At 61.9% G+C, this 25,073-nt stretch carries 23 protein-coding genes; 7 read left to right on the top strand and 16 right to left on the bottom strand.

The window, feature by feature from the left end:
* Positions 1 to 11: 11 nt before the first annotated feature.
* The 6 genes from BM045_RS16275 to BM045_RS16250 all read left to right on the top strand — a co-directional run bounded on the left by BM045_RS16275 (position 12) and on the right by BM045_RS16250 (position 6,114).
* Entirely contained in the window at positions 12 to 1,160 is a 1,149-nt protein-coding gene (locus BM045_RS16275) for a D-alanyl-D-alanine carboxypeptidase family protein (protein WP_244523026.1), read from the top strand.
* A gap of 80 nt (positions 1,161 to 1,240) precedes the next feature.
* A complete protein-coding gene (gene tmk, locus BM045_RS16270) occupies positions 1,241 to 1,927 on the top strand; it encodes a dTMP kinase (RefSeq protein ID WP_092185152.1) in 687 nt (228 codons plus the stop codon).
* The gene (locus tag BM045_RS16265) at positions 1,924 to 2,946 is read left to right on the top strand and encodes an AAA family ATPase (RefSeq protein ID WP_170848548.1); all 1,023 of its coding nucleotides are present in this window, start codon (positions 1,924 to 1,926) and stop codon (positions 2,944 to 2,946) included. Before tmk ends, BM045_RS16265 begins: the two co-directional genes overlap by 4 nt.
* Positions 2,943 to 4,493 carry a methionine--tRNA ligase gene (metG, locus tag BM045_RS16260; RefSeq protein WP_092185150.1) on the top strand — a complete coding sequence of 517 codons (1,551 nt, stop codon included), beginning with the start codon at positions 2,943 to 2,945 and terminating at the stop codon, positions 4,491 to 4,493. The genes BM045_RS16265 and metG overlap by 4 nt, the downstream gene beginning before the upstream one ends.
* Before the next feature lies 1 nt (position 4,494).
* Positions 4,495 to 5,274, top strand: coding sequence for a TatD family hydrolase (locus BM045_RS16255; protein ID WP_092185149.1), 780 nt, complete (start codon positions 4,495 to 4,497; stop codon positions 5,272 to 5,274).
* A 3-nt stretch (positions 5,275 to 5,277) separates the two neighbouring features.
* Positions 5,278 to 6,114, top strand: a complete 837-nt coding sequence (locus tag BM045_RS16250; protein ID WP_092185147.1) for an MBL fold metallo-hydrolase — start codon at positions 5,278 to 5,280, stop codon at positions 6,112 to 6,114.
* Here BM045_RS16250 and BM045_RS16245 read toward each other — a convergent pair.
* The 6 genes from BM045_RS16245 to fgd all read right to left on the bottom strand — a co-directional run bounded on the left by BM045_RS16245 (position 6,111) and on the right by fgd (position 11,792).
* Complete coding sequence (locus BM045_RS16245) at positions 6,111 to 7,112, bottom strand: TIGR03842 family LLM class F420-dependent oxidoreductase (protein WP_092185140.1); 1,002 nt, start codon at positions 7,110 to 7,112, stop codon at positions 6,111 to 6,113. The two genes, BM045_RS16250 and BM045_RS16245, sit on opposite strands and share 4 nt — an antisense overlap.
* 102 nt (positions 7,113 to 7,214) lie before the next feature.
* Positions 7,215 to 7,997, bottom strand: a complete 783-nt coding sequence (locus BM045_RS16240; RefSeq protein ID WP_092185134.1) for an ABC transporter ATP-binding protein — start codon at positions 7,995 to 7,997, stop codon at positions 7,215 to 7,217.
* Positions 7,994 to 8,977 carry a putative F420-0 ABC transporter permease subunit gene (locus BM045_RS16235; protein WP_244523025.1) on the bottom strand — a complete coding sequence of 328 codons (984 nt, stop codon included), beginning with the start codon at positions 8,975 to 8,977 and terminating at the stop codon, positions 7,994 to 7,996. The genes BM045_RS16240 and BM045_RS16235 overlap by 4 nt, the downstream gene beginning before the upstream one ends.
* Positions 8,978 to 9,003: 26 nt before the next feature.
* Positions 9,004 to 9,951, bottom strand: coding sequence for a putative F420-0 ABC transporter substrate-binding protein (locus tag BM045_RS16230; RefSeq protein WP_092185132.1), 948 nt, complete (start codon positions 9,949 to 9,951; stop codon positions 9,004 to 9,006).
* Between the two features lie 4 nt (positions 9,952 to 9,955).
* On the bottom strand, positions 9,956 to 10,774 hold the full coding sequence (gene cofE / locus BM045_RS16225) for a coenzyme F420-0:L-glutamate ligase (protein WP_092185131.1): 819 nt from the start codon (positions 10,772 to 10,774) through the stop codon (positions 9,956 to 9,958).
* 13 nt (positions 10,775 to 10,787) lie between these two features.
* Complete coding sequence (fgd, locus tag BM045_RS16220) at positions 10,788 to 11,792, bottom strand: glucose-6-phosphate dehydrogenase (coenzyme-F420) (protein WP_092185130.1); 1,005 nt, start codon at positions 11,790 to 11,792, stop codon at positions 10,788 to 10,790.
* A 152-nt stretch (positions 11,793 to 11,944) separates the two neighbouring features.
* Between fgd and BM045_RS16215 the strand changes: the two genes are divergently transcribed.
* Positions 11,945 to 12,865 carry an MYG1 family protein gene (locus tag BM045_RS16215; RefSeq protein WP_092185129.1) on the top strand — a complete coding sequence of 307 codons (921 nt, stop codon included), beginning with the start codon at positions 11,945 to 11,947 and terminating at the stop codon, positions 12,863 to 12,865.
* 1,008 nt (positions 12,866 to 13,873) lie between these two features.
* Here the strand turns inward: BM045_RS16215 and BM045_RS16210 are convergent.
* From BM045_RS16210 to BM045_RS16170, 10 genes are all read right to left on the bottom strand, one after another.
* Positions 13,874 to 15,037, bottom strand: a complete 1,164-nt coding sequence (locus tag BM045_RS16210) for a rolling circle replication-associated protein (RefSeq protein WP_092185128.1) — start codon at positions 15,035 to 15,037, stop codon at positions 13,874 to 13,876.
* A 219-nt stretch (positions 15,038 to 15,256) separates the two neighbouring features.
* Positions 15,257 to 15,712: a M15 family metallopeptidase gene (locus tag BM045_RS16205; protein WP_170848547.1), complete on the bottom strand. Its 456-nt coding sequence runs from the start codon at positions 15,710 to 15,712 to the stop codon at positions 15,257 to 15,259.
* Positions 15,713 to 15,734: 22 nt separating this feature from the next.
* The gene (locus BM045_RS18975; protein WP_170848546.1) at positions 15,735 to 16,370 is read right to left on the bottom strand and encodes a hypothetical protein; all 636 of its coding nucleotides are present in this window, start codon (positions 16,368 to 16,370) and stop codon (positions 15,735 to 15,737) included.
* Between the two features lie 3 nt (positions 16,371 to 16,373).
* Positions 16,374 to 17,969: a major capsid protein gene (locus BM045_RS16200; protein ID WP_139198823.1), complete on the bottom strand. Its 1,596-nt coding sequence runs from the start codon at positions 17,967 to 17,969 to the stop codon at positions 16,374 to 16,376.
* A gap of 76 nt (positions 17,970 to 18,045) precedes the next feature.
* The gene (locus tag BM045_RS16195) at positions 18,046 to 19,164 is read right to left on the bottom strand and encodes a hypothetical protein (protein WP_092185121.1); all 1,119 of its coding nucleotides are present in this window, start codon (positions 19,162 to 19,164) and stop codon (positions 18,046 to 18,048) included.
* Positions 19,157 to 19,360, bottom strand: coding sequence for a hypothetical protein (locus BM045_RS16190; RefSeq protein WP_092185120.1), 204 nt, complete (start codon positions 19,358 to 19,360; stop codon positions 19,157 to 19,159). Before BM045_RS16190 ends, BM045_RS16195 begins: the two co-directional genes overlap by 8 nt.
* Positions 19,361 to 20,207: 847 nt before the next feature.
* Positions 20,208 to 21,194, bottom strand: a complete 987-nt coding sequence (locus tag BM045_RS16185) for an MBL fold metallo-hydrolase (RefSeq protein ID WP_092185119.1) — start codon at positions 21,192 to 21,194, stop codon at positions 20,208 to 20,210.
* 3 nt (positions 21,195 to 21,197) lie between these two features.
* The gene (locus BM045_RS16180) at positions 21,198 to 23,234 is read right to left on the bottom strand and encodes an ABC transporter ATP-binding protein (protein WP_092185118.1); all 2,037 of its coding nucleotides are present in this window, start codon (positions 23,232 to 23,234) and stop codon (positions 21,198 to 21,200) included.
* Positions 23,231 to 24,064, bottom strand: coding sequence for an ABC transporter permease (locus BM045_RS16175; protein WP_092185115.1), 834 nt, complete (start codon positions 24,062 to 24,064; stop codon positions 23,231 to 23,233). Before BM045_RS16175 ends, BM045_RS16180 begins: the two co-directional genes overlap by 4 nt.
* Positions 24,061 to 24,978 (bottom strand): ABC transporter permease, encoded by a 918-nt coding sequence (locus BM045_RS16170; RefSeq protein ID WP_092185102.1) that lies wholly within the window; start codon positions 24,976 to 24,978, stop codon positions 24,061 to 24,063. Before BM045_RS16170 ends, BM045_RS16175 begins: the two co-directional genes overlap by 4 nt.
* Between the last annotated feature and the right edge of the window lie 95 nt (positions 24,979 to 25,073).

Raw genomic sequence — 25,073 nt, 5'->3', positions numbered from 1 at the left:
GGGAGGGCGACGTGGCGCGGTTCTGGCACATTCTGGCGATCACGCTGGCGCTGACCGCGCCGGCCATGGCGCAGGCGCAATTCGACACCCAGGCCAAGTTCGCCATCCTGATGGATGAACAGAGCGGCACGGTGATCTTCCAGAAGGATGCCGACCTGCCAATGGAGCCGGCCAGCATGGCCAAGCTCATGACCATCGCCGTGGTGTTCCACGAATTGCGCGATGGCCGGGTCAAGATGAGCGACGAATTCTTCGTTTCCGAACATGCCTGGCGCACTGGTGGCGCCACCTCGGGCGGCTCGACAATGTTTGCCGATCTCAACTCGCAGATCAGCGTCGAGAACCTGATCCGCTCGGTGATCATCCAGTCGGGCAATGATGCGGCGATTATCCTGGCCGAAGGCATTGCCGGCTCGGAAGGCAGTTTTGCCGCGATGATGAACGAGTTGGCCGAAGAGATTGGGCTGACGGATTCCCATTTCACCAATCCGACCGGCCTGCCGGACCCGGAAATGCATGTGACGGCGCGCGATCTGGCCGATCTGGCGCGCTACCTGATCCGCGAATTCCCCGATTATTACCACTATTTCTCCGAGCCGGAGATGGAGTGGAACGGCATCAAGCAGCCCAACCGCAATTCGCTGGTCGAGCTGGGTATTGGCGTCGACGGACTCAAGACCGGGCATACGGAATCGGCCGGTTACGGATCGGTGATTTCGACCGATGATGGCGGGCGAAGGTTGATTGCCGTGGTGCATGGGCTGACGTCCATGGCGCAGCGCACCGAAGAGGGACGCAAGCTCATTACCTGGGGCGCGCGGGCTTTCGAGCGGGTCTCGGCCTATGCGGCGGGCGATGTGGTGGCCTATGCCAATGTCTATGGCGGAACCAGCGGCAGCGTGGGCCTCGTCGGAGACGGCGAGGTGGCGCTGTACCTGCCGAAAGGCTCGCGCAAATGCCTCAGCGCTTCGGTCAGCTATACCGGGCCGCTGATGCCGCCGGTGCTGCAGGGCGACCAGGTCGCCGAATTGCGCGTGTTCTGCGATGACCAATTGGTGCAGGTTGCGCCGCTGTTTGCCGCGGAAACCATTGAAGATGGCGGCATCACCCGCAAAGCCACCGATGCACTGAAGCAGCTGGCCCTGGGCTGGATACCCTGATCGCGGGTTGCGCTAAAACGCATCGGGTCACGCGTCGCAGCCGTCTGTTCCTGCCAATCTGACTCGTATAAGACGAAGCCATGCTCGATGTGCCCAAAACCAGCCGCGCCCGTTTCATCACCTTTGAGGGTGGCGAAGGCGTGGGCAAATCCACCCAGGTGAAGCGCCTGCTGCATAACCTGCAGCGGCATTCCATCGAGGCGATCCGCACGCGCGAGCCGGGTGGCACGCCCAAGGCCGAGGCGATCCGCTCCTTCATCCTGCAGGGGCGGTCGGAAAGCTGGGGGCCGGGCGCCGAAGCGGTGCTGTTTGCGGCGGCGCGGCTCGACCACGTCAACCAGTTGATCGCGCCCAACCTGCGCAATGGCACCTGGGTGCTGTCAGACCGGTTTCACGATTCGACGCGGGCCTATCAGGGGCTGACCGGCGGCGTGAATGAGAAGCTGATCGCGGGCCTCGAAAGCCTGGCGCTGGACGGCCATGTGCCGGACCTGACCATCGTGCTCGACATGGATCCCGATGCGGCCTTCAAGCGGGTAGCGGAGCGGGCCGTCGAAGACGGACTGCAGGTGACGGGCGATCGCTTCGAGAAGGAGGAGATCGAGTGGCACCACAAGCTGCGCGACGGCTTCCTGGCGATTGCCAAAGCCAATCCGGAGCGCTGCGTGGTGATTTCGGCGGCGCAAGCCGAAGAGGCGCTGGAGGCGGCGATCTGGGAGGCGGTCAGCGGGCGGTTTCCCGAACTGCTGGCTGGCACAGCGGCGTGATCGATCCCGATGCCCTTGAAGACGTGCTGCCGCCCGAGCGGCGCCAATTGGCGCGCGGGCATGAGCGGGTGCGGGCGCCTATTCTCCAGCAACTCGCCGAGCGCCGGCTGCCGGGCGCCATCCTGCTGCATGGACCGCAGGGCATCGGCAAGGCAACGTTTGCCTTTGAGCTGGCCGCGGCCATCCTGACCCAGACCGGCGACGAAGAGGGGCATCGCGTCGAGGAGCAGATTGCGGCTTTGTCGCATCCGAACCTCTTTCTCCTCCGGCGCCGGCCCAAGGACGCCAAGAGCTTTTATACGGTGATCCGGGTGGAGGATGTGCGTGAGCTGCGCGACAGCCTGCACCATACGCGGGGCCGCTCGGGCTATCGCGTGGCGATCATCGATGCCATCGATTACTGCAATCCATCGGCCGCCAATGCGCTGCTCAAGACGCTGGAAGAGCCGCCGCCGGAGACGATCTTTTTGCTGATCTCGCATCGGCCGGGGCAATTGCTGCCGACCATCAAGTCGCGCTGCCACAATCTGGCGCTACGGCCGGTGGGCGATGAGGATGTGCGCGGCGTGCTGCTGGACCATGATCCGGCGCTGGGGCGCAACGAGGTGGATCGCGCCATTGCGCTGGCCGGTGGTCGCCCGCGACGGGCTTTCGAGACTTTGGCGCTGGAGGCGGATTCGGCGCTTGGCGCGCTGCAGGCCTGGCTGAGCAATCCAGCGGGACAGCCGGCGGGTGTGGCTATTGCCTTGGCAGAAACGCTGGGGTCGGAGCGGCAGAGCACAGAGCTGACTTTTGCGCGGGAAATGCTGGATGACTGGTTGGCCGAGGAGGCCCGGAATGCTGCCATGCAGCCGGGCGCTCGCAGGCGTCTTGCCTCTGCCAACGAGCTATGGGACAAGGCACACGCCCTTTTCGCCGAGGCCGACAGCATCAGTCTCGACATGAAGCAGACGCTGATCGCCATTTTCGATGCGATCAGGAAGCATGTAGCCACGACAGTTTCAGCCGAGCCCCTATGACCTCCAAGCCGTTCTACGTCACGACCGCGATCTCCTACCCCAATGGCGCGCCCCATATCGGGCATGCCTATGAGATGATCGCGACCGACGCCATCGCCCGCTGGAAGCGGCTGGAGGGCCGCGAGGTGTATTTCCTCACCGGCACCGACGAGCATGGCATCAAGATGGTGCAGACGGCGGCGGCGCAGGGCGTCACGCCACGCGAGCTGGCCGACCGCCATTCGGCCGATTTCCGCCGGCTTGCCGAAGCGCTGAACGTCTCCAATGACGATTTCATCCGCACCACCGAGCAGCGCCATCACGAGGCCAGCCAGGCGATCTGGAACAAGATGGCCGCCAACAATAATGGCGACATTTTCCAGTCCACTTACAAGGGCTGGTATTCGGTGCGCGACGAGGCCTATTTCGACGAAGACGAGCTGACCGAGAAGGACGGCAAGAAATTTGCCCCGACCGGCGCCGAGGTGAACTGGGTCGAGGAACCGACCTATTTCTTCCGCCTTTCGGCCTATCAGCAGAAGCTGCTCGACCTCTATGAGAGCAATCCCGATTTCATCGCGCCGAAAGAACGCCGCAACGAGATCATTTCTTTCGTGAAGGGCGGGCTGCAGGATCTCTCCATTTCCCGCACCACCTTCGACTGGGGCATTCCGGTGCCCGGCGCCGAAGGCCATGTGATGTATGTCTGGGTCGATGCTCTGACCAATTACATCACCGGCGTCGGCTTCCCCGATGAAGCTAGTGAGCTGTTCAAGAAGTTCTGGCCGGCGGACCTGCATGTCATCGGCAAGGACATCATCCGCTTCCACACGGTCTATTGGCCCGCCTTCCTGATGAGCGCCGGCATCGAGGTGCAGCACCGCGTCTTTGCGCATGGCTTCCTCACCGTCGACGGCCAGAAAATGAGCAAGTCGGTCGGCAATGTGATCGACCCGTTCGCGCTGGTGGAGCAGTTCGGCGCCGACGCGCTGCGCTACTTCCTGTTGCGCGAAGTCTCCTTCGGCAATGACGGCGACTATAGCGACGACAAGCTGACGCTGCGGGTCAATGCCGACCTGGCCAACAACCTTGGCAATCTGGCGCAGCGCTCGCTGTCGATGATCAACAAGAACTGCGACGCCAAGGTGCCGACGCCCGGTCCGCTGACCGAGGCTGATGAGGCGATCATCGCCGAGGTCACCGCAGCGATCGAGGCAGCGCAAAAGGCGATGGACGAGCAGCTGGTGCATGAAGCCAGTGGCGCGATCATCGCGGCGCTGAGCTCGGCCAACAACTACTTCGCCGGGCAGGAGCCCTGGGCGCTGAAGAAGACCGATCCGGAGAGGATGGCGACGGTACTCTATGTTACGGCGGACACGGTTCGGCGTCTGGCCATCCCCATGCTGGCCTTCGTCCCGGCATCAGCGGCGCGCCTGCTCGATCAACTAGGCATTTCGGAAGCAGACCGCACGCTTTCTGCAAGCAAAGTGGCTGCAAGATTGCTGCAAAACACCCCTTTGCCTGCGCCGCAGGGCGTGTTTGCTCGCATCGTACGCAAGGCCGAATGAGATGCTGATCGACAGCCATTGCCACCTCGATTTCGAGGCGCTTGCCAATGATATCGACGGCGTAATGGCGCGCGCAGCAGCGGCTGGCGTGACGGGAATGGTGACGATTTCCACAGCTGTGGAAAAGTTCTCCACCTACGCCGCACTGGCAGAACGTTACAGCAACGTCTGGTGCTCGGTCGGCACGCATCCGCACCATGCCGACCAGGAATTGCATATCACAACGGATGATCTTGTCCGGCTAAGTGCCCACCCCCGCTGCGTTGCCATCGGTGAAGCGGGCTTGGACTACTTCTACGACAATGCACCCAAAGAGGCGCAGAGGACTGGGCTGCTTCGCCACATCGCGGCCGCGCGGATCACCGGTCTTCCACTGGTTATCCACAGCCGCAAATGCGACGATGACATGGCCGCGATCCTCAAGGAACAGTCAGGGCAGGGGGCATTCCCGTTCCTGTTGCACTGCTTCACCGCCGGTGAAGACCTTGCCCGCACAGCACTCGACCTCGGCGGCTATATTTCCTTCTCCGGCATCATCACCTTCCGCAATGCCGAAGAGATTCGCACCGTCGCCAAATTCGTGCCGGCCGACCGCTATCTCGTTGAAACGGATGCCCCTTATCTCGCCCCGATCCCGCATCGCGGCGAGAGCAACGAGCCCAGTTTCGTGCGTCACACCGCCGAAAAGGTCGCCGAAGTGCGGGGCATCAGCCTCGAACAGCTCGGCGCCGAAACGACCGCCAACTTCGCCCGACTGTTCAGCAAAACCGGACTTTTGTAACCGATGCCGCCAGCCCAAAGGATCGTCGCGACCGTTCTGGGCTGCGGGTCATCCGGCGGGGTGCCGCGTATCGGCAATGTCTGGGGCGATTGCGATCCCGACGACCCGCGTAACCGCCGGCTGCGCTGTTCGCTGCTGCTGGAAGGGTTTAGCGAGGGTAGCGAAGAGCCGACCCGCATCGTCATCGACACCGGCTGCGACCTGCGCGAGCAGATGCTGGCGGCCCGCGTCGATCGGGTGGAGGCGGTGTTCTATACCCATGCCCACGCCGACCATACGCATGGCATTGATGACCTGCGGGTTTTGGCGTTGCATAATCGCAAGCGTGTTGATGTGTATTTCGATGCCGACACTGGCGCGCGGCTGAACGAAGCGTTTAGCTATTGCTTCGTCTCGCCGCCGGGCAGCGACTATCCGCCGATCCTCAATGCGCATCAGATCGTGCCGGGGGATGTGCTGGAGGTCGATGGGCCGGGTGGTTCGATCACCGTGACGGTGTTCGAGCAGGCGCATGGCAATATCAATTCGCTGGGTTATCGCGTCGGCAATCTGGCCTATAGCTGCGACCTGTCGGGCTTTCCCGAGGCGTCATTCCCGGCGATTTCGGGGCTCGACCTGTGGATTATCGACGCGCTGCGGCCGACGCCGCATCCGAGCCATCTGAGCCTGCCGGAAACGCTGGAGTGGATTGAACGCTTTGCGCCGAAGCAGGCGGTGCTCACCAATATGCATATCGATCTGGACTATGCGCGCACCGATGCGGAAACGCCGGGGAACGTGAGCCCGGCGTTTGATGGCATGCAGATCGATGTGATGAGCGGGACGATCCTCAACCGCTAGCGGAACGCCGGGATGACGTGGCGGCCGTAGCCGGCGATGATTTCTTCTTCGTCGCCGCTATCGAGATAGATGTTGAACTGGGTGACGCCGGCATCCTTGAGGGTGTGGATCTTGGCGATGTGCTCGTCGGGCTCGCCGAGGACGCAGAAGTTTTCCACCACGTCGGGCGTGATGAAGTCGAGGAACGGGTTATCGGCCTGGCCGTGCTTGGAATAGTCGTAGCCGCGGCGTTTCTCGATATAGCTGGTGAGCGAAGCGGGCACCTTGTCGCTGTCGGCGCCGTATTTTTCGACGATATCAGCGACGTGATTACCAACCATGGCCGGGAACCACTTGGTGGCCTCAATGGCGCGGGCCTTGTCGCCGAAATAGGCGGGGGCGGCGGCCAGGGAGCGGAAGTTGGACATGTCCTTGCCCGCGGCCTTGCCGGCATCGATGCACTGGTCGGTGAACCATTTGCAGAGACCGGGATCGGCCAGCTGTAGCACGACGCCGTCGGCATGTTCACCAGCGGTCTTGAGGGCCAGGGGGCCATAGGCGGCAATCCAGCTCGGCATGTCATGGCCGACGGCCCAGGGGAATTTTACGGCGGCGGGGATTTCGCCATAGGTGACTTCTTCGCCGCGCACCATGGCCTTGGTTTTGGCAATGAATTCGGCGACGCGGGCGAGAGTGGCGGGCTTTTTGCCCATGACGCGCATGGAGCTGTCGCCACGGCCGACGGCGAGGTCGAAGCGGCCGCCGGACTGTTTAGACAGCGAACCGAATATCGAAGCGGCGACCGACCAGTCGCGCACATCGGGATTGGTTACCAGTGGGCCAAAGCGCATGTGTTCGGTGTGTTCCATGCACATGGCGATGGCGGCGTAGCAATCGCGCCAGAGAATGTGGGAGTCATAGAACCAGCAGTATGAGAAGCCGGCATATTCGGCGGCGCGCACCAGGTAGCGCGCGCGTTCCGCTTCGATAAAGCCCTTGAAGGTGATGCCGAATTCCATGAATGCCTCCCAAATGCCCTCAGGTCAAAATTTGACCAGTCGATCAAAATTTGGGTCGGCGCCGGAAAATTGTCAATCGCAATTGCGCGGGGCAGGGCGGTTTCAGCCGGGCAGGTCGTAGGCGATGAGGGGGCGGCCGGTTTTGGGGTGTTTGAGCAGGGTTGCGTCGACGCCATAGACCGCGCGGAGCAGCGCGGGGGTCAGCACTTGTTCGGGACTGCCCTGGCCGGTCCGATGGCCGTCATGCAGCACGACCAGCGAGTCGCAGAAGGCGGCTGCAAGGTTGAGGTCGTGCAGGGCGAGGACGACCGTGGCACCGGCCTGGGCGCGGCGGCGCAGCAAGTCGAGTATGGTGAGCTGGGCATGGACGTCGAGATGGCTGGTCGGTTCGTCGAGGATGAGCAGGCGCGGTTGCTGGGCCAAAGCGCGGGCGATGAGGGCGCGCTGCTGTTCGCCTCCGGAGAGGGTGTGGAACAGGCGAGTGGCGAAAGCGGACATGTGGACGGCGGCGAGGGCGGCGTCGGCTTCGGCTGTGTCGGCGGAGGAGGGCATGGATTGCCAGACGGACTGGAAGGGGATGCGGCCGAGCATGACGACCTCGTGAACGGCGAGGCGGGCGTCGGTGGAGCCGCTCTGTTCGACGAAGGCGGCGAGCTGGGCGCGGGTGCGCCGCGGCATGGCGAGGAGGTCGGTGTCGTCGAAGGTGACCGCGCCAGAAGTGAGCGGCGTTAGGCCGAGCAGGGCGCGCATCAGGGTGGATTTGCCGGCGCCATTGGGGCCGATCAGGCCAGTGAGTTGGCCGGGGGCCGCGGAGAGGCTCACGTCTCGCAGAATGGCTTTTTCGCCCAAGGTGACGCTGAGGTTGGAGACGGAAAGGCCGCTCATGTGATGCGTCGGTAGCGCAGGAGGACGGCGAGAAAGATCGGGGCACCAAGCAAGGCGGTGATGATGCCGACTGGCAGTTCTCGCGGGGCGAAGAGGGTTCGGGCGGCGGTGTCGGTCCAGACCATGAAACTGGCGCCGAGCAGCATGGCGACGGGCAGCAGCAGGCGATGGCGCGAGCCGGTTAGCAGCCGCACGACATGCGGGATGATGAGGCCGACAAAGCCGATGGCGCCGCCGATGGAGACGAGGATGCCGGTGAGGAGGGCGGTGCCGCCGAGCAGAAACCAGCGCAGGCGGGCGACGTCGACGCCGAGGGTGGCGGCGGCGGTATCGCCAAAGGCGAAGGCGTCGAGGGCCTTGCCGGAGAGCAGGATGGGCAGGCCGCAGAGGGTCAGGGCGGCGATGGTAAGCAGGGCCTCGGACCAGACGACGCCGGAGAGCGAACCCATCAGCCAGCTCAGAATTTCGCGGTAGGAATCGCCGGTGGCTGACCAGAAGATCAGGAATGAGGTGGCGGCGGCGGCCAGCGCCGAGATGGAAATGCCGGCGAGGATGGCGCGGGTTGGCGTGGCGCCGCCGAGGAGCTGGGTGACGAGGAGTGTCAGACCCATGGCGGCGCCGGCGCCGAGGAAGGCGCCGAGCGGCATCAGAAGCGACGCGCCGAGCAATAGGAACGTCACGGCGCCGAGCGAGGCGCCGGAGGAGAGGCCGAGCAGATAGGGATCGGCGAGCGGATTGCGGGTCAACGCCTGCATGACCGCGCCGCAGAGCGCGAGGCCAGCGCCGACCGCCGCGGCGGCCAGCACGCGGGGCAGGCGGAGGTCCCAGATAATGGCGTCGCGCAGCCGGCTGACCGGGCTTTCCGTGACCAGGCCGAAGTGATGGCCGATGGTCTGCCAGACTTCCACGGGGGCAATATCGGCGGGGCCGAAGGTGACGGCCAGCACGAGGCTGGCCAGCAACAGGGCGAAGAGGCTCACGCCTAGTGCCGCCAGCCGCGTTGGGCTCACGGCGTAAAGCTGAGCCCGGCCAATTGGGTGGCCATGTCGGCCGTGGCACCGACATTGCGCACACCGGCTTCCGAGGCAGGGAAGGGGACGATCAGATAGCGCTGGTTGATGACGGCATCGAGCTTGCTGGTCACCGGGTTTTCAGCGAGCAGCTTTTTCTTCTGTTCGGCGGAATTCCAGGTGGCGTCGACCAGGACGATGACGTCGGGATCGGCGTCGACTACGGCTTCCCAGCTGGCGGCAAACCAGCCTTCGTCCTCGGCGGCGAAGATATTGTCGAGGCCGAGGGCTTCGAGCATCATCTGCGGTGCGCCACTGCCGGCACCGACATATGGGGCCTTAGTGCCGGAGGAATACCAGACGGCGGTGAGGCCGCGTTCGTCGGTGGGAATCGCATCAAGCACCGCCTGCTGTTCGGCGATCAGCGCACCCGCGGCAGGCTTGGCGTCGAAGATTTCGCCCATTTCGGCGATCTCGGCGAAGACTTCGTCGAAGGTCAGCTTGGCCGGCTTGATCGAGCGGCAGGCGGCCGGGGAGACATAGGTGGCGACACCGAGGGCGGCGAGCGTTGGGCGTTCACCGGCGCCATCGGCGGCAAAATTGCTTTCCCAGCCACCGTAAATGAAATCGGGTTCGACCTCGAGCACGACCTCCTGGGAGGGCAGCTTGTCCGAGAGGACGGGCAGGGCCGCGGCCTCAGCCTTCCATGGCTCGGGGGCCGGGCCATCCTGGAAACCGACGCCGGCGATATGGCTGCCGAGGCCGAGAGCCAGCAGCATTTCGGTGGCGGTCGACTTGATGGTCAAGACCTTTGCCGGGGCGGCGGGCAGGGTGACTTCGACGCCGCAATTGTCGAGGGTCAGCGGATAGGTGGTCTGCGCGAAGGCGGCGCTGGCGGAAAGAGCAAGCACGGCAAGACTCAGCAGCGAGTTCAGGGGGCGCATGGGGTCAGTCCTGTTTGACGCGTTTGCTCTGGGGCTGCGCGCGCAGTTCGGCCTGCGCGGCGTCATAGCCCAATTGATAGGCCTCGGCCGAGCCGAAGCGGAACATGTCGTCATCGCCGACGCGGGTCAGCGTGCGGGCGCCGGGGGCGTCTACCGCGGTCACGAGACGGCCGAGGCCGCGCACCACGGCGACGGGAATGCCGCTGGCCTTGCCCTTGACCAGATCGGCGGCGCCGGCCAGTTCGTCCGCCAGCACGGTAATGGTGACATTGAGCGGGCGGCCATTGGCATCGACACCGCCGCGCAGGTCGTCGGTGACCATGATGCCGGCAGCGCCGATGGCCACGTCGGTCTGGCCGACGCGCCAGGGGCGGCCGAAGGTGTCGGTGATAATGATGCCCAGCGATACGCCGAAGCGGGCGCGCAGGCCGGTACATAGAGTGCGGGCGGATCGGTCGGGATCGAGCGGCAGGCGGAGGGCGAGGCCGTCGGGGACATTGGAGGTGTCGATGCCGGCGGCGGCCATGATCAAGCCGTGGCGGGTTTCGACGATCTGGGTGACGCCGCCGGGATGGACGCGCTCGGCAACGACGCGGACGGTATCCTGGGCGATGGCCTTCTCGCGATCGGCGGCGGGCACCTGCATGCCCTCGGCCTTAGAGACGATCTTGCTGGTGATGACGAGGATGTCGCCATCGCGCAGAGCGGCTTCCGGGTCTTCGGCGATGGAGGCGTCAATGGCCGCGGCGATGAGCGCGACGAGATCATCGCCGGCATCGACCTCCGGCATGCCGGTAACGCCCCAGACGGAATAGCGCGGCATGGGCATGGCGGACCTATTGGGCAGACAGCGCCCGCAGGCGCGGAAGAATCTCTTTGGCGTAAAGCGCGATAAAGCGGCTCTGGTCTTCGCCCGGGGCGTGGAACACCAGATGGTCGAAGCCGTAGTCGATGTAGGTCTTGATGGCCGCGACATGCTCGTCGGGGTCGCTGGATACGATCCAGCGCTTGGCGATGCGTTCGATGGGCAAAGCCGCGGCGAGACGTTCCATTTCGGCAGGATCTTCCACCGAATGCTTTTCCTCGGCCGAGAGCGACAGCGCAGCCCAGCCGCGGGTGTTTTCCAGCGCCGCCGCAGCGTCGGTATCGAATGAAACCTTCACTTCAATCATTCGCTCGAAAGGCTTGTCAGCACGATCGGATTCGTCGCGGCCGATGGCGACATTGGGCAGCAGCTGATCAACATAAAGCTCGGCGCCCTTGCCGGAGGTGCAGATGAAGCCGTCGCCGGCGCGACCGGCATATTTGGCATTAAGCGGCCCGCCGGCGGCCAGGTAGATCGGCACCATCTGCTCTGGCTTGTCGTAAATGGTAGCGTTCTGGGTCTGGTAATATTCGCCATTGAAGGTGACTCGATCCTCGCTCCACAGCTGGCGGATCAGCGTCACCGCCTCGCGCAGCCGCGCCGAGCGTTCCTTGAGCTCGGGCCAGACCATGCCGGTAGATGGCACTTCATTGAGCGACTCGCCGGTGCCGACACCCAGGATGACGCGTTCGGGAAACATGGCGCCCAGCGTGCCGAAGGCATGGGCGACGACGGAGGGATGCAGCCGGAAGGTTGGCGTCAGTACCGACGTGCCGACCACCAGCTTTTCGGTCCGAGCCAGGGCCGCCGCCATCCAGGATGGGGCGAAGGGCGCATGGCCGTCGGTGTGTTTCCAGGGCTGGAAGTGATCGCTGATGAAGACCGACTCAAAGCCGGCCTGCTCGGCCTCGATGGCGAAGCGCAGCAGCGTATTGGGCGCGAATTGTTCCGCAGAAGCCTTGTAACCGAAGCGCATTCCATTCCCCAATGCTCGCCGGACAGGTGGATACTTTGACCAATTGGTCAAAAATGTCCACTGGATTCGTTGATTGCTTGAGCAAAGCCCCGGCTATGGCTATCTGATGCCATCCGCAGGCGACAGGTTCGCGAACAGCAAGGCATTACGGCATGATTCCCGATTATCTCGTCACCCATTCCGGTGGCTTCCATGCCGATGAACTGCTGTCGAGCGTGATCCTGACCAAGCTGTTTCCGCAGGCCGAGATCAAGCGGAGCAGGGCGCCCGAGTGGATTACGCCGGCACCCGACCGCATCATCTATGATGTCGGCGGGCTCTACGACGCGGAAAACCGGATTTTCGACCATCACCAGCGCGGAGCGCCGCTGCGCGAGGATGGCCAGCCCTATAGCTCGTTCGGGCTGATCTGGAAGCATTATGGTCGCGACTATCTGGCCGCCTCGGGCATTGCGGCCGAGCATATCGAGACGGTGCATGACAAGTTCGACAGCAGTTTCGTGCTGCCGATCGATCTGACCGACAATGGCGCGCTGAGCCCGACCGGACCGCTGGCCGGGCTGACGCTGCCGTCGCTGCTCGAAACACTGAAGCCGGTGTTCGACGACAGCGCGCCGGGTGCCGATGACCGGCAGTTCCATATTGCACTGGCAATTGCACGCAGCTTCGTCGAAGCCAGCATTGGTCGCAGCGCCGCCAAGCTGCGGGCCGAGGCCGTGGTGCAGCAGGCTATCGTTGCGGCGGGCGCAAGTCCGGTGCTCGAGCTGCCGATGGGCATGCCGTTCCGTCCCTCGATCATCAAGGCCGGCGCCGACCATCTGCTGTTCGTGGTGCATCCGCGCGACAAGGACTGGTGCGTCACGACGATCCGGAAGGGCGACGAAGGTTTCGAGACCCGCGCCGATCTGCCGGCATCCTGGGCCGGATTGACCAATGGCGAGCTGGAAGCTGCATCGGGCGTGGTGGGCGCGAGCTTCTGCCACAACGGGCGGTTTGTTGCGGCAGCCAGGACCCGGGAAGCGGCCTTGGCCATGGCGGATATTGCGGTTAAGGAGGCGCTGGCGGCAGGCTAAACCAGCGGCATCAACGGTCTAGGCGTACCGGTCAGTTCCATAATATATATTGCCAGCTTCATAACCTAATATTTGGTTAAGACTTGGCGGAACTCGACATGCGGCTAACCACGCATGATCTGATTTGGGGGAGGGCGTCAAGAGGTGTCGGGCTCCGCCCACCCCATCAAGTTGTGGGTACTCCCCATGCTCGCCTACGGCTGCGCGTGGGTCCGTTCCCGCTTCGCGAACTTGACGGGGCCCCTCCCGCTCTCGCCGAGGGGCAGAAGAAGGCACAGGGGAAGGCAAAGCCTTCCCTGTTGCCATCATTAGATGGCCTTCTTCATGGGGAGTTGGATGGTTCGCCCGCTAAAGAGTTATGTCGTTCTCACAGAAGGACGAGCAGAGCCCGTTATATACAAAGGCGCGCAAGACGCCCGCACACGGGTCGCACACCTAAAAGGTTTTAAACAAGACGCCGTTGCGCTCTCATTCTGCCACGCGCACGAAGCCGAAGAGTTTGTTGATTGGCACAATTACAACCAATGGAAACGCAAGCAGCCGGTTCCTTGCGGAACCGGCTGCTGCGACAGGTTCGTAATGAGCCTATATTAACCGGGAGGGGATCGAACCCACCAGTGACCACTTATTTCGTAGGGAATCGAACCCTACCCCTGACCTTTTTCCGATTGGGGCCATAGATTCACACTCTTGGCCCGATGTCAACACCACGGCACAAAGTGTTTGCCGCTACCCCCGCCGCCTTTTGGTTTGTTGTTCTCAGGCCTCTTTTTGCAATGTAGAGGTTCGCGCGACTTTTGGGTCGACCGTTCCGGGCTCACTGTTTTGAGGCTCAGATTAGAGCGTTGCCGATTGGCGTCGGTTTTGATTGGGTTGCGGTTGATTAGGCTGCGACGGACGTCCCGAATATCGGGCTTTCGCGCAGCCATTTTTATTGGATTGGGGGCCGCTATTACGGAGCGGGAACTCCCGCCCGTAGAAGGGGCTTTACTCGCCGTGCGAACGCCCCTAGATGCCGCGCTTTTTGAAGTCGCGGTCGGCCCAGCCTTGTAGCCACTGGCTGAACGGCTGTTCGAAGGACTTCGGGTTGTGGTCGTCGTTTTGCTCTTGGCAGTACTCGTGCCACCGCGCCGTGAGGTGGCGCTCCCGTTCCTGCTCGTCGTACCGCCGGAAGAACGCTTCGACCCTTTGGACATCCTCGTCTAGCTCCTGTTTTGCATTGAAGGCGTAGCGCTTGCGCGTTTCATCGGTGATGACGCCATATGGATTGGTCGGACCATAAGGAAGGTCCGGGAGGTCAAAGCCAGTTTGGTCTTGACCGAGTTCGTCGAGGCGCTTGCGGTAACGATCTACATCGAGCCGCTGCGCTGGATTGAGGTTTGGCGGCAAAGCCGCAAACCATGCTTCGATACGCTTGCGTTCCTTAGCGATCGGATCGAGGTAATCATCGATAAGTTCAGACTTAGGCCATGGCTGGTCGCCATGCTTTTGGATCCAAGATTCGATGAAGTGATCGAGATACAGCTCCGCGGGCCTGTCCTTGAGCATGAACACGATGGTTTCCTCCGAACCGTCCGGCTTTCGCCTGGTGACCTCGGGGAAACTGTATTCCAGCGACTTCGGGCTGAGCCCTGCCTCGACATTCTGTTCGGCTAGCTGCTGGAAATAGGCCGTCCCAAGGGGCGGCTTTTTAGACATGCGGACGAGGCCTTGGCGCTCGTCTTTACCGATGTCTTTTTGGATGTACTTGCAGTTGTAGCGGATAGCCGCATGAGAAGGCTTATCCCAGAAGGAGAACCCATGTTCCCAATGGGTCTCCATGAAGTTTTTTCGCAACTCGTGGGGCGGGACTCTGTCCTGCCAGTAGATCATGAGGTGCCAATGGGCGCGACCTTTGGTCGAACCGTATTCCCCGATGGCGAAGTATTTGAGGGGATAGCCCGCGAAGCGCAGCTTCTTGAGGTACTTTTGTACATCAGAGTAAGTCAGGATCGCCGCGCTCGGATGGTCGCCATTCCCATAGGTCAGGGTGATGGCATGCGCTGCGACTGCTGTCTTACTTTCGGCAATGTTGCGACCGACCCAATCGTTAATGGCTCGCTCGCGACATTGCCAGCATTCGTGACAGGACGTCATAACCCCGCCTGCTAAATGCAGCGGGGCTATGCACATGTTAGGCTCCGGTAACTCCGGCTACGATCATTACGAGCAGCATGCCGAGCCCGACGATCATTCCCAGTCCAAACGCCACATTGGCGATTTTGATAGAAGTAGAGGGCTGATCTTTCATTGGGTGACCCCATTTGTTTTTGCGTCCTGTCACTAAATGCATATTTGACCAAGGTTCGTGAAGGGCGCGCGCAAAAGATAATTACTTTTGCGCGCGCTGGGTCAGGCCCTTTCGGGCCACGGATAGTCATCCTTGACCATTCGCCAGTCGGCTATTTCCCAATGGGCTGGGTCGTAGAACTTCCAGTCGCCGCCCCACGCGAGGCTGACAATTGCCAGCCCTGCCTGGGTGACGATTTCCTGCCCGACATGGCCGATCACTTCCCACGCCTTACGGTCGAGGTTCCAGCCATGCACAGAGTGCACGAGATCGACGGCACAGCCGTAGCCATGCGGGCTTTGTCCAGCACGGGCCTTGCTATGCCCAAGCGCATAGAGGTCTTCTTGCCGTTGAGAGCTACGTATGACCTCGCTGGCAAACATGGGCACATCAAGCTTTGCCATGCGGCGGATAAACCGTTTCTCGAATTCGAGAATGTCCGGATGGGCACCCGTTCGGTTGGCTCGCCACTGCTGTTCCTGATAGCGGCTAGAGGCGAGGAATGGCTTATCAGCCATCCCCCTCAGCGCCTCTTGGTAACTACTTGGTACCGGCCTTTCCGGCGGGAACGGGCTTTGGCTCGACGGGGGCAGGGGGCTCTTTCCCCTCTGTTTTTGCGGGGACCGGCTCGGCTGGCTGCTGCTGTTCTTCTGCCGCAGCTCCGCGAGCTGCTGGAGGACTGTTTTCGTCATCGGGTTCCCCGGTACGGACGTTGAAGGTTGTGCCCATGGCGGCGATCTGTGCCGCCGTATCGGCCTGCATGGCGTCCATACGACGCTCAAAATTGAGCTGCTGCATGTACATGTAGCGCTCCATGACAGGATCGCGCGCCTGACGGGTCATAAGCTCGGTAAAGGTTTCCTCGCCGGGCCGCTCGACGGCGGTCTGGTCGCCGTCCTGGGCGAAGTAAAACACTTCGGCGGCAACATCATCGACGCTCGGAATGACCGTAAGATCACCTTCGCCGGTGAACTCGATGATGTCCTTGCCCATAATGACAGCGATAAACGTGCCATAGGCTTCTTCGCCGTTGATGTCGTATTCGATGACATCGAACCGGGTCGGTTGCGGGCAGTTCACCTCAAGCCGCACACGCCGCAGGCGGTCACCGGGCAGCTCGATGTGCTTGCCGGGTTCGAGACGCTTCCACTTGTCAATATTGTTGATACGGATCATGGCCTAGGCCCCCTGTTCAATGCGGTCCATGGGTGCCTTGCCCATGACCTTTTCGTAATTGTTGGATGCTTCGATCAACGGAGGACCGAACACGGTATTGCCGTTGATCACGCAATTTCCGAGCATGGTGATTTCGAAGGCATCGGACACCGTATCGAGGAACGGTTTGTGATGGATGTCCTTGACGAGATAGAAGCTTTCCGCGAGCTGCGGATTGACCGTCTCGACTGCCCACAGACGCTGCCTGTCTTCATCGAAGCCGGTATTTGCCGCCGGACGGATGAACTTGCCGCCGATGTTCGGAAACAGCATTTCATATTCATGGTTCAGCGGAGCATAGCCAAACGTACCGTTCGGCGTGGCATGGTCCGTGTCGATATAGCCGTTCGGCACGACCACGACCTTTTCCGGGTCGAGAGTGTCCCGCAGGTACTTGGGATACTTGCCGGTTTCCGTGATCACGTCCGCGTTCGTCATATGAAAGAACGGATCGCGCTGACGCTCAAAGAGCTGTTCAGGCGCGATTTCCGCGATGATCATAATCACGCCGCCCGTGTGCAGCTTGGGCACACGGATATTGAGCGACGTCATCGCCGCGCCGGACACGGCGCTTTCGGTCAGACTACCGCTGTCCGTGGCATAGCGCTTGGCCATCCCAAACTTCGTCCTGGTGGTGGCCAGAAGCATGGGATGCTTAAGCTGCTCATCCGGGATGGTCAGACCATCCATAAGCATGTCGATGAGCCATTCGTCGTCATGCTCGGAATACTGCTCACGAAGCTTGGCAAAGGCCTGCGTTTTGCGTGCCAAGTCGATATTGGCCAGCGAAACGGTAATGCCGTTCTCGGCCATTTCCGCCCAAATATTGGTGCCGAAATTGAAATCATTGGTGGTGCCTGTCGGCGCCACAGCAGACAACGGCTCATGAAAGGCCGGATTGCCCGACCAGACGCCGGCATGCTTAGAGTGCACCGGCATCTTGGAGTTAACGACATTCAGCGAGACTTCACCATCCATCGTGGCAGCGTCGAACTTGGGCACAATGTGCTCAAAGCGCCCGCCCTCCCAAAACGCCGGCGCAAGCGTGTTATCGAGGCGCGTGCGCTCAGTGATTTTCGGCGAGCGATTGTTGGCGCGATGATTCCAGATCAGATTGTACGCTTCCAAGTAAGCAGTGCTCACTTGATCGGTAGACTTCGCATGGAGCCCAAGCGTGCGATAGAAGGCGTTCGAGTTCACATCGCCATAAGCGTGCGTTTCCACGAAGGGGACGACGACCGCGCCGACATCATCGGTTTTCTTCTGCCCCTTAAAGGAGCGGTTGAACTGATCCATCGACCCTTCGAAGCGCTCAAAGGCGAGGGTAGGGACCAGATAGGCGCTGACCCGGACATTGACCGGGTTCATGAGGATTTCAGCGGTTTCCTGCATTTCGATAGCAATCGACATGCGCCCGCTGGCGGCATCCTCCCGCAGAAGCGGGATGGCCTTGAGGGGAATGCAGACACCGGCCTTGCCGGAGGTCAGGACTGTCACCGCGTTATTGCGGTTCGTCCTGGGGACGCTCAGAGGCGTCGTAACTTGACGGTTGATGCTCATTTCTTCGCTTTCTTTCGGGTGAGTTTTTTCCATGCGACGGCAAGCTTTCGCCGTCGCCTTGCACAGGCCTTGCAGGTCATTTCTTTTTGGAAGACCCAGCGGACGAGGACTTCTCCTCGCTCTTGGTTTTCTCGGCCTTGCTTTGATCCTTGCTCGACGGCTCCGCTTTGGAGGCCGTCTTGCTGGCGCTGCTGCTCGCCGCACTAGGGGTCGCGGCAGTAGATTTCGCCGCAGATTTGGCGGCGGAATAGGAGGGAGTTGCGCGATACGGCGATGGCTCGCTACCGCCGGAATTGCCCCAGACGTCATAGACGCCGCCGGACACCTCCCGAAGGTTCGGCGGAGCGGCCATACTACCGGGCGCGACCGGACGGGCTAGCGGCCCTTGGGGCGTGCTCATGTATCGCGAGATGGCATTTCCACCGGCATATGCCCACTCCAAGGCATTCCGCCCGGACAGACCCTTTAGCGTCGGAACGCCAACGTGATTGAACAGCCGCTGGACATTCCACCCCAAGTCATTTGCGAACTTGGGGAAACCAAGCATTTGTGTGCCTGGTGCATCCTCGCCATACCCGGTCTCAAACATTTCGACACGGGTAGTGCCGCCGGTCTCCTCAAACGTAACGCCGGGCAGAATGTAGTGAAACGTGCTGTCCACAATGACGCGCGGCTGCTTGTCCTTGTCCCAGATTTGTTCCTGTTGAAACTGGTCAGGCAGCTCTTTGTCGGCTTTCGCAGGAGTCGCCTTCGGCGCCGGACTGGACGCGGTGCGCACGCGGGGCGTTGCGGGTCCCGCGCCGCCATTAACGGCAGGCGCTGCGATAGGCGTGCCGCCAGAGTAGGCGACGACATCAACCATGCTGTCGTGATAGCCCCGCGCCTCACTAGCAGGGCGGGTGCGGACAAAACGGCCTTGGTCGGTCCAAATGCCGTTATAGCCGCCTTGCTCATACATGTATGAGAAGCCATCGGAACCGCCGCCGCCGCCGCCGCCGTCGCTGGTGATCTCGCCGCCGCCATACTCAACGAGATAGTCGGCCTCGTCGGCAACGGTTTGTGCACCGAGCATGTCGATCAGGTAAGCCTGCCACATGCCGTTGCGGATGAAGGTAAGCGGATTGAAACCCGCTTCCTCCGCATCGGCGACGAGGCGCTTCATGTCGATGCCGTATTGGCGTGCCCAGTCAGCCATTGGATTTCTCAATGGCTTTGCGGTTAAACCGCGCGGCGATCAAATCAACGGCGACGAGACCGACGCCGATGATGCCGATAGTAAGCATGCCTGCGGAGTCCGCATGCACGCCGAATGGAACGAGCGAAGTCGCTACAATCGTCCCGAGCCGTTCGGCCATCGGCCGCACGACATTCTTTTTGATTGCATCCCACATGGCTTAAGCCCTCTGGGCCGCATGGGGTTATGAGTTCCATAATATATATTATGCGAATGGAGGATGTGCGGAGAATGCGCTGGGACGCATTGATGTTACCTCGGCAAGAAACGGCCAAAGGCGTTCAACCGTAGATCATTATATGCGATGAGGTCTTGGCGAGAACGCATGAGCGAGTACGGGAGCCGCTGACGTCCAATGCCACGGTTCCACCGTGGCTGTGTGCGATGAGGTTCACCGGCCTCATGGCCGGAATTCTCGGTGTGTGTGGGCGGCGGCATCGTCACCGCCTCATCCTAGCCCTGGTACCGAGGCATTTCAGGTTGACAGCACTATTTGGCGCCAAGGTCGCGCATCACATTCCGCGTAAGTGCCTGGCTTACGGATTGGACTATTCCACATCGTCACGTCTGCGACGATGTTCTACTCGCTTCCCGGAAAGCGCGGCTCATTAAGCGCCCGGTTTTCCAACCACAGCTTGTTCGTGATGGCGCCTGCCGCACACTACCGGAAAACGATGTCTCCTTGCTCGACGAAGTGGCAGCTTTTATGAACGACCACTGACCGTGGGAGTGGCCGAAATGGGGTCGGTATCGGACCGATTGCCCGGGGCCCAGGAGCCCGGCGGCACCGGGGTGGGGAGCGGACTGTCTGCTTTTCTGCGCAAGCTAGGTAAATCAGACATTTGGCAACCAGCTACTGAAATATCGCCTCGGCTCTTTTCGCGAGTGAGAAAAAGAAAGTTGTGAAGACGCTAGGTGTCCGTCGTTTGCGCTTGTCACCGTCAGCGGGAGGCGTGGATGAAAGAAGAGTGAGGCCGTCCAAAACGATTGCGGTGCTGGGCTCGTTATCTGTGTCGCGTCGGTGCATCGTCGTTTCTCCAATATTTGAGTATGCCCGCGTCGTCGCAAGCGAGGATTTGTGACTGAGTGATGAGATAGTTGGTCAAAGCAGTTGTCAGATAGGGCAAACGCGCCTTGAGGCGGCTGGATGGGTCGGTGAAGACCAGGGAGGCCAGTTCGGCGCGGGTCATGGCGCCGTCCATCTTGTCGAGAAGGCGGTCGAGGCGCTGACGGTGGCCATTGCGGATGCGGGCCACTTGTTGCTTGAAATTGTGGATGGGATCGCCGTGGCCGGGAAAGACCACGAAATCGTCGGGCAGAGTATCGAGGCGATCGAGGAAGCTGAAATAGGCGCCGAGCATGTCGTCGCCTGGCCGCTCGGCCTGGACCGGCACTTGCGGGCCCGAGCCCATAAGCAGTTGGTCGCCAGCCAGCAGGATTTTGAGGTCGCGTGACAGGAGGCAGACGGGGGCACGCGAATGGCCGCCGCCGAGCATGACTTCCCAGTCCCTACCGCCGAGGGTGATGGTGTCTCCATCATTGACGTGTTGGACTTGTCCATGCAGGGGCGCGAGGACGGAATAGTCGGTCGGATGCCCCCTGCCCTCCAAAGGAAAGCCGCCTTTGTCCTGGAAGATGGTGGCGATGCGCTGCCGCTCTTCGAAGGTCATGCCGTTGACTAGTGAGAGGTCCTCGTATTCGCCGACCGACATGAGCAAAGGTGCTCCGGTCTCCCTAGCCAGCAGGCCGACCTGACCGGCATGGTCGATATGGGCGTGGGTGCAGAAGACGGCTTCCACTCCGCCCGCCGAACCGTTGCGCAGAGCGGCATGCCAGATGGCGGCGGTTTCGGCGCCTGGCATGCCGGTGTCGATGATGGTCTGGTTGCCGGGCTGCCCCAGGATGAAGGCGTTGACGCCACCAAAGGCCGGCATGGGCAGGCGGAGGCAGGCAATGTCCTCCGCCCAAGGCTCCAGTACCGGCTCGGTCATGCGTCAGGCCTGCGCAAAATGGCAGGCGGCCTCGTGACCGGGATGGCCGTGATCGACCAGCGGCGGCTCCTTTTCGGCGCAGAGTGGCTGCGCCATTGGGCAGCGGGTGCGGAAGGTGCAGCCGGACGGCGGGTTCATCGGATTGGGCAGGTCGCCCTTGGCTATCATGCCCTCGGTGTCGGACTTGCCGCCGATCTGCGGAATGGCCGCTAGCAGCGCCCGCGTATAGGGGTGCGATGGACAATCGAAGACGTCTTCGGTGGCCCCTTGCTCGATGACGCGGCCGAGATACATGACCATGACTTCATCGGAAATGTGTCGGACGACCGAGAGGTCGTGCGAGATGAAGACATAGGTGAGGCCCATTTCCTTCTGCAGCTTCATCAACAGGTTGATGACCTGAGCCTGGATGGACACATCCAGCGCCGAGACGGCTTCGTCGAGGATGAGCACATCCGGGTTGAGCGCGAGGGAGCGCGCAATGGCGATGCGCTGGCGCTGGCCGCCGGAGAATTCTGGTGAGCGACGCTGGCCGGCTTCGGGCGGCAGGCCGACATGGGCCAGCAATTGGGTGACGCGTTCGGCCGAATAGGAGCCGGCAATGCGCATGGGCTCGGCGATCACATCATGGATCTTCATGCGTGGGTCGAGTGAGGAATAGGGATCTTGGAATACGACCTGAAGGTCGCGGCGGCGCTGGCGCAACGCATTGCCCTTCAGCTGGAAGAAGGGTGCACCATTGAGGAAGACATCACCACCGCTGGCATCGGCAAGACGCAGCAGGACGCGGGCCAGAGTAGACTTGCCACAACCGGATTCGCCGACAATGCCGAGTGTCTTGCCCGAGCGCAGGTCGAAGGAAATATCACGAAGGGCATGCAGCTTGTGGCTGCGGAAGGCGGCGCCGCCAATATTGAAGACCTTTTCCAGATGCGAGACCTTGAGGACTACCTCGGTGTCGTCTTTGGTGGCTTCCGGCGCATCGGCGGGGATGGCGCTGATCTGGCGTTGCTGGCCCAGCCAGGCCGGCGTCTCCTCGTAGAAATGGCAGGCGACGTCGCGCACCGGCGTGATCTCGCGCAGAGCCGGATCGGTGGCAGAACATTCGGGCCGGTCGCGGCCGATAGCGCAGCGCGGATGGAAGGGACAGCCCGAGGGGCGCTTGCGCGGATCGGGCACGAATCCGGGAATGGAATAGAGCGAGGCGACCTTGTGATCGATCTGCGGCAGGCTGGCAATCAGGCCGGCCGTATAGGGATGCTTGGCGTCGCTGAACAGCTCTTCGCCCGGCGCCTGCTCGACGATGCGGCCCGAATACATGACGGCCAGGCGGTCGGCATATTCGGAGACCAGCCCCAGGTCGTGGGTGATCAGCACCATGGCGGCGCCAGTGCGGGCGCGTACTTCGGCCAGGACCTGCATCACCTGAGCCTGGATGGTGACGTCGAGCGCAGTGGTGGGCTCGTCGGCGATCAGCAGGTCCGGCTCATTGGCCATGGCCATGGCGATGACGACGCGCTGGCGCATGCCGCCGGAGAATTCATTGGGGAACTGGCTGAAGCGGCGTTCGGGGTTGGGAATGCCCACCAGCGACAGGAGTTCGATGACGCGGGCCTTGACCTCGGCCTTGCTCTTGTTCGGATTGTGCAGGCGAATGGCCTCGGCAATCTGTTCACCGATGCGCAGCACCGGATTAAGCGTGGTCAGTGGATCCTGGAAGATGATCGACACAGCCTTGCCGCGCACCTTCTGCAGGTCGGCAAAGGCCATGGAGGTCAGTTCCTGGCCGCGCAGCACGATGCTGCCCGAGACGATCTTGAGCCCAGGGCCGAGCAGTCCAAGCACCGCCAGCATGGTCAGGCTCTTGCCTGAGCCGGACTCGCCGACAATGCCGAGCACTTCATGCTCAAAGACGTCGAAGGAAACGTCCTGCACCAGGTGGATCGGCTTGCCGTCGGCGCCCCTGGCATCGATGGACAGGTTACGGACGCTGAGAACCGTATTGGCTGGCTCTGCGGCCGGCATGGCTTGCGGGATCATGCGACCATCTCCAGATCGTTTTCCTTGGTGAGGGTCTGGGACAGGAACTGGAACCCGGCGACGAGAATGAACAGCGCAATACTGGGCAGAATGGCCAGCTGCGGCGCCAGTGCCAGGTAGTTCTGTCCCTCGGAGACCATCATGCCCCAGCTCGGCAGTGGCGGCTGGACGCCAAGGCCCAGATAGCTCAGCGAGGCTTCGAGCACGATGATCATGCCGAATTCATAGGAGCCCACGATCAGCATCTGCGGCAGCACATTGGGCAGCAGGTGCTGGCGGATATTCCAGGTGGCCGAGGCGCCCTGGGTGCGGGCCGAGAGAATGAATTCGCGTTCGCGCAGGCTGAGCGTCATGCCGCGCGCCACCCGGCCATAGGCGACCCAGCTGGAGAGACCGAGGATTACGGCGAGATTGACGACACTAGGACCGATGATGGCGGTGACGGCGATGAGCAGCAAGACGCGCGGAATGGAAAGTTGCAGATCGGCAAGGCCCATGATGAAGACTTCCACCGGCCCGCGGAAATAGCCGGCGATCAGGCCCAGCGTGACGCCGACCACAAGGCTGACGGTGACGGCACCGAGGCCGATCAGGGCCGAGACCTGCCCGGCAAGCGCCAGGCGCGACAGCATATCGCGGCCCAGCGTGTCCGTACCCAGAAGGTAGAAGCGGCCATCGAAGGAAGAACCACCGGGCGGCAGGAGCGAACCGCCCAGGTTCTGGCTATAGGGGTCATAAAGGGGCAGTAGCGGGATGATGATGACCAGCACGGCGACAATGGCCAGCAGGCCGATCGCCACGCCCTGTGAAATAGAAATTCTGCCCATCATGCGAGCCTCACGCGAGGATCGAGGAAGCCGTAGAGGATGTCCACGATCAGGTTGATGACGACGAAGACGAGCGAAATCAGGAAGACGCCGGCGATGATGACCGGGAAGTCGCGCTGGCTGACCGACTGGACGATCAGGCGGCCGACGCCGGGCCAGCTGAAGACGGTCTCGGTGACCACTGTGCCGCCCAGCAGCATGCCCAGATTGATGCCGGCCACGGTGACCAGCGGCAGCAGGGCATTGGGCAGCATATGCTTGAGCAGAACCTGGATGCGCCCCTGCCCCTTGGCGAAGGCGGTGCGCACATAGTCGTTGCGCTGTTCGGCGGCGAGGGAGGCGTTGAACAGGCGCAGATAGAGCGCCAGCTCGTAGGTGCCCAGGGTCAGCGCCGGCAGGATGAGGTGGGCAAAGGTGCCGCGGCCGTAGGATGGCAGCCATTTGAGCTGGATCGAAAAGATCAGGATCAGCACAAGGCCGAAGGAGAAGATTGGAATCGCCTGTCGGCCCAGAGCGATCCAGGTGATGACATCGCGTACCCAGCCATGGCGGGTCATGCGCATCAGGATGCCGAGAACAAAGGCGAGGCCGATGCCGACGGCAAAGGAGGACAGGGCCAGTTCGAGCGTGGCGGGAACACGCTCGATCACCAGGTCCATGGCGGGAATGGCCTGGCGCAGCGACATGCCGAAATCACCGGTCGCCGCCTTGCCCATGAACAGGATATATTGAACGATTAGGGGCTGATCGAGACCGAGGGCGGCGCGAAGCCGATCGGCATCGGCTGCCGTGGCTTCGGGCGGCAGCAGCAGGATGGCGGGATCGCCGGCCAGGCGGGTCAGGAAGAAGGCTGCGGTGATGACACCGGCAATGGTCAGTATCGACTGCAACAGTCGCTTGATGATGAAGCCTGCCATTCCGCCTCCTGCTCAACTCTCGAGGTGCACCTGTCGGCTGGCGCCGGATACAGGGCAGGCCTGGCATTATGCATTGGCCCGATGGCAAAAACGTA

The organism is Devosia sp. YR412 (assembly GCF_900110945.1).
In the GTDB taxonomy this organism is placed as follows: Bacteria; Pseudomonadota; Alphaproteobacteria; order Rhizobiales; family Devosiaceae; genus Devosia.
This window is presented reverse-complemented; position numbering and strand designations above follow the sequence as displayed.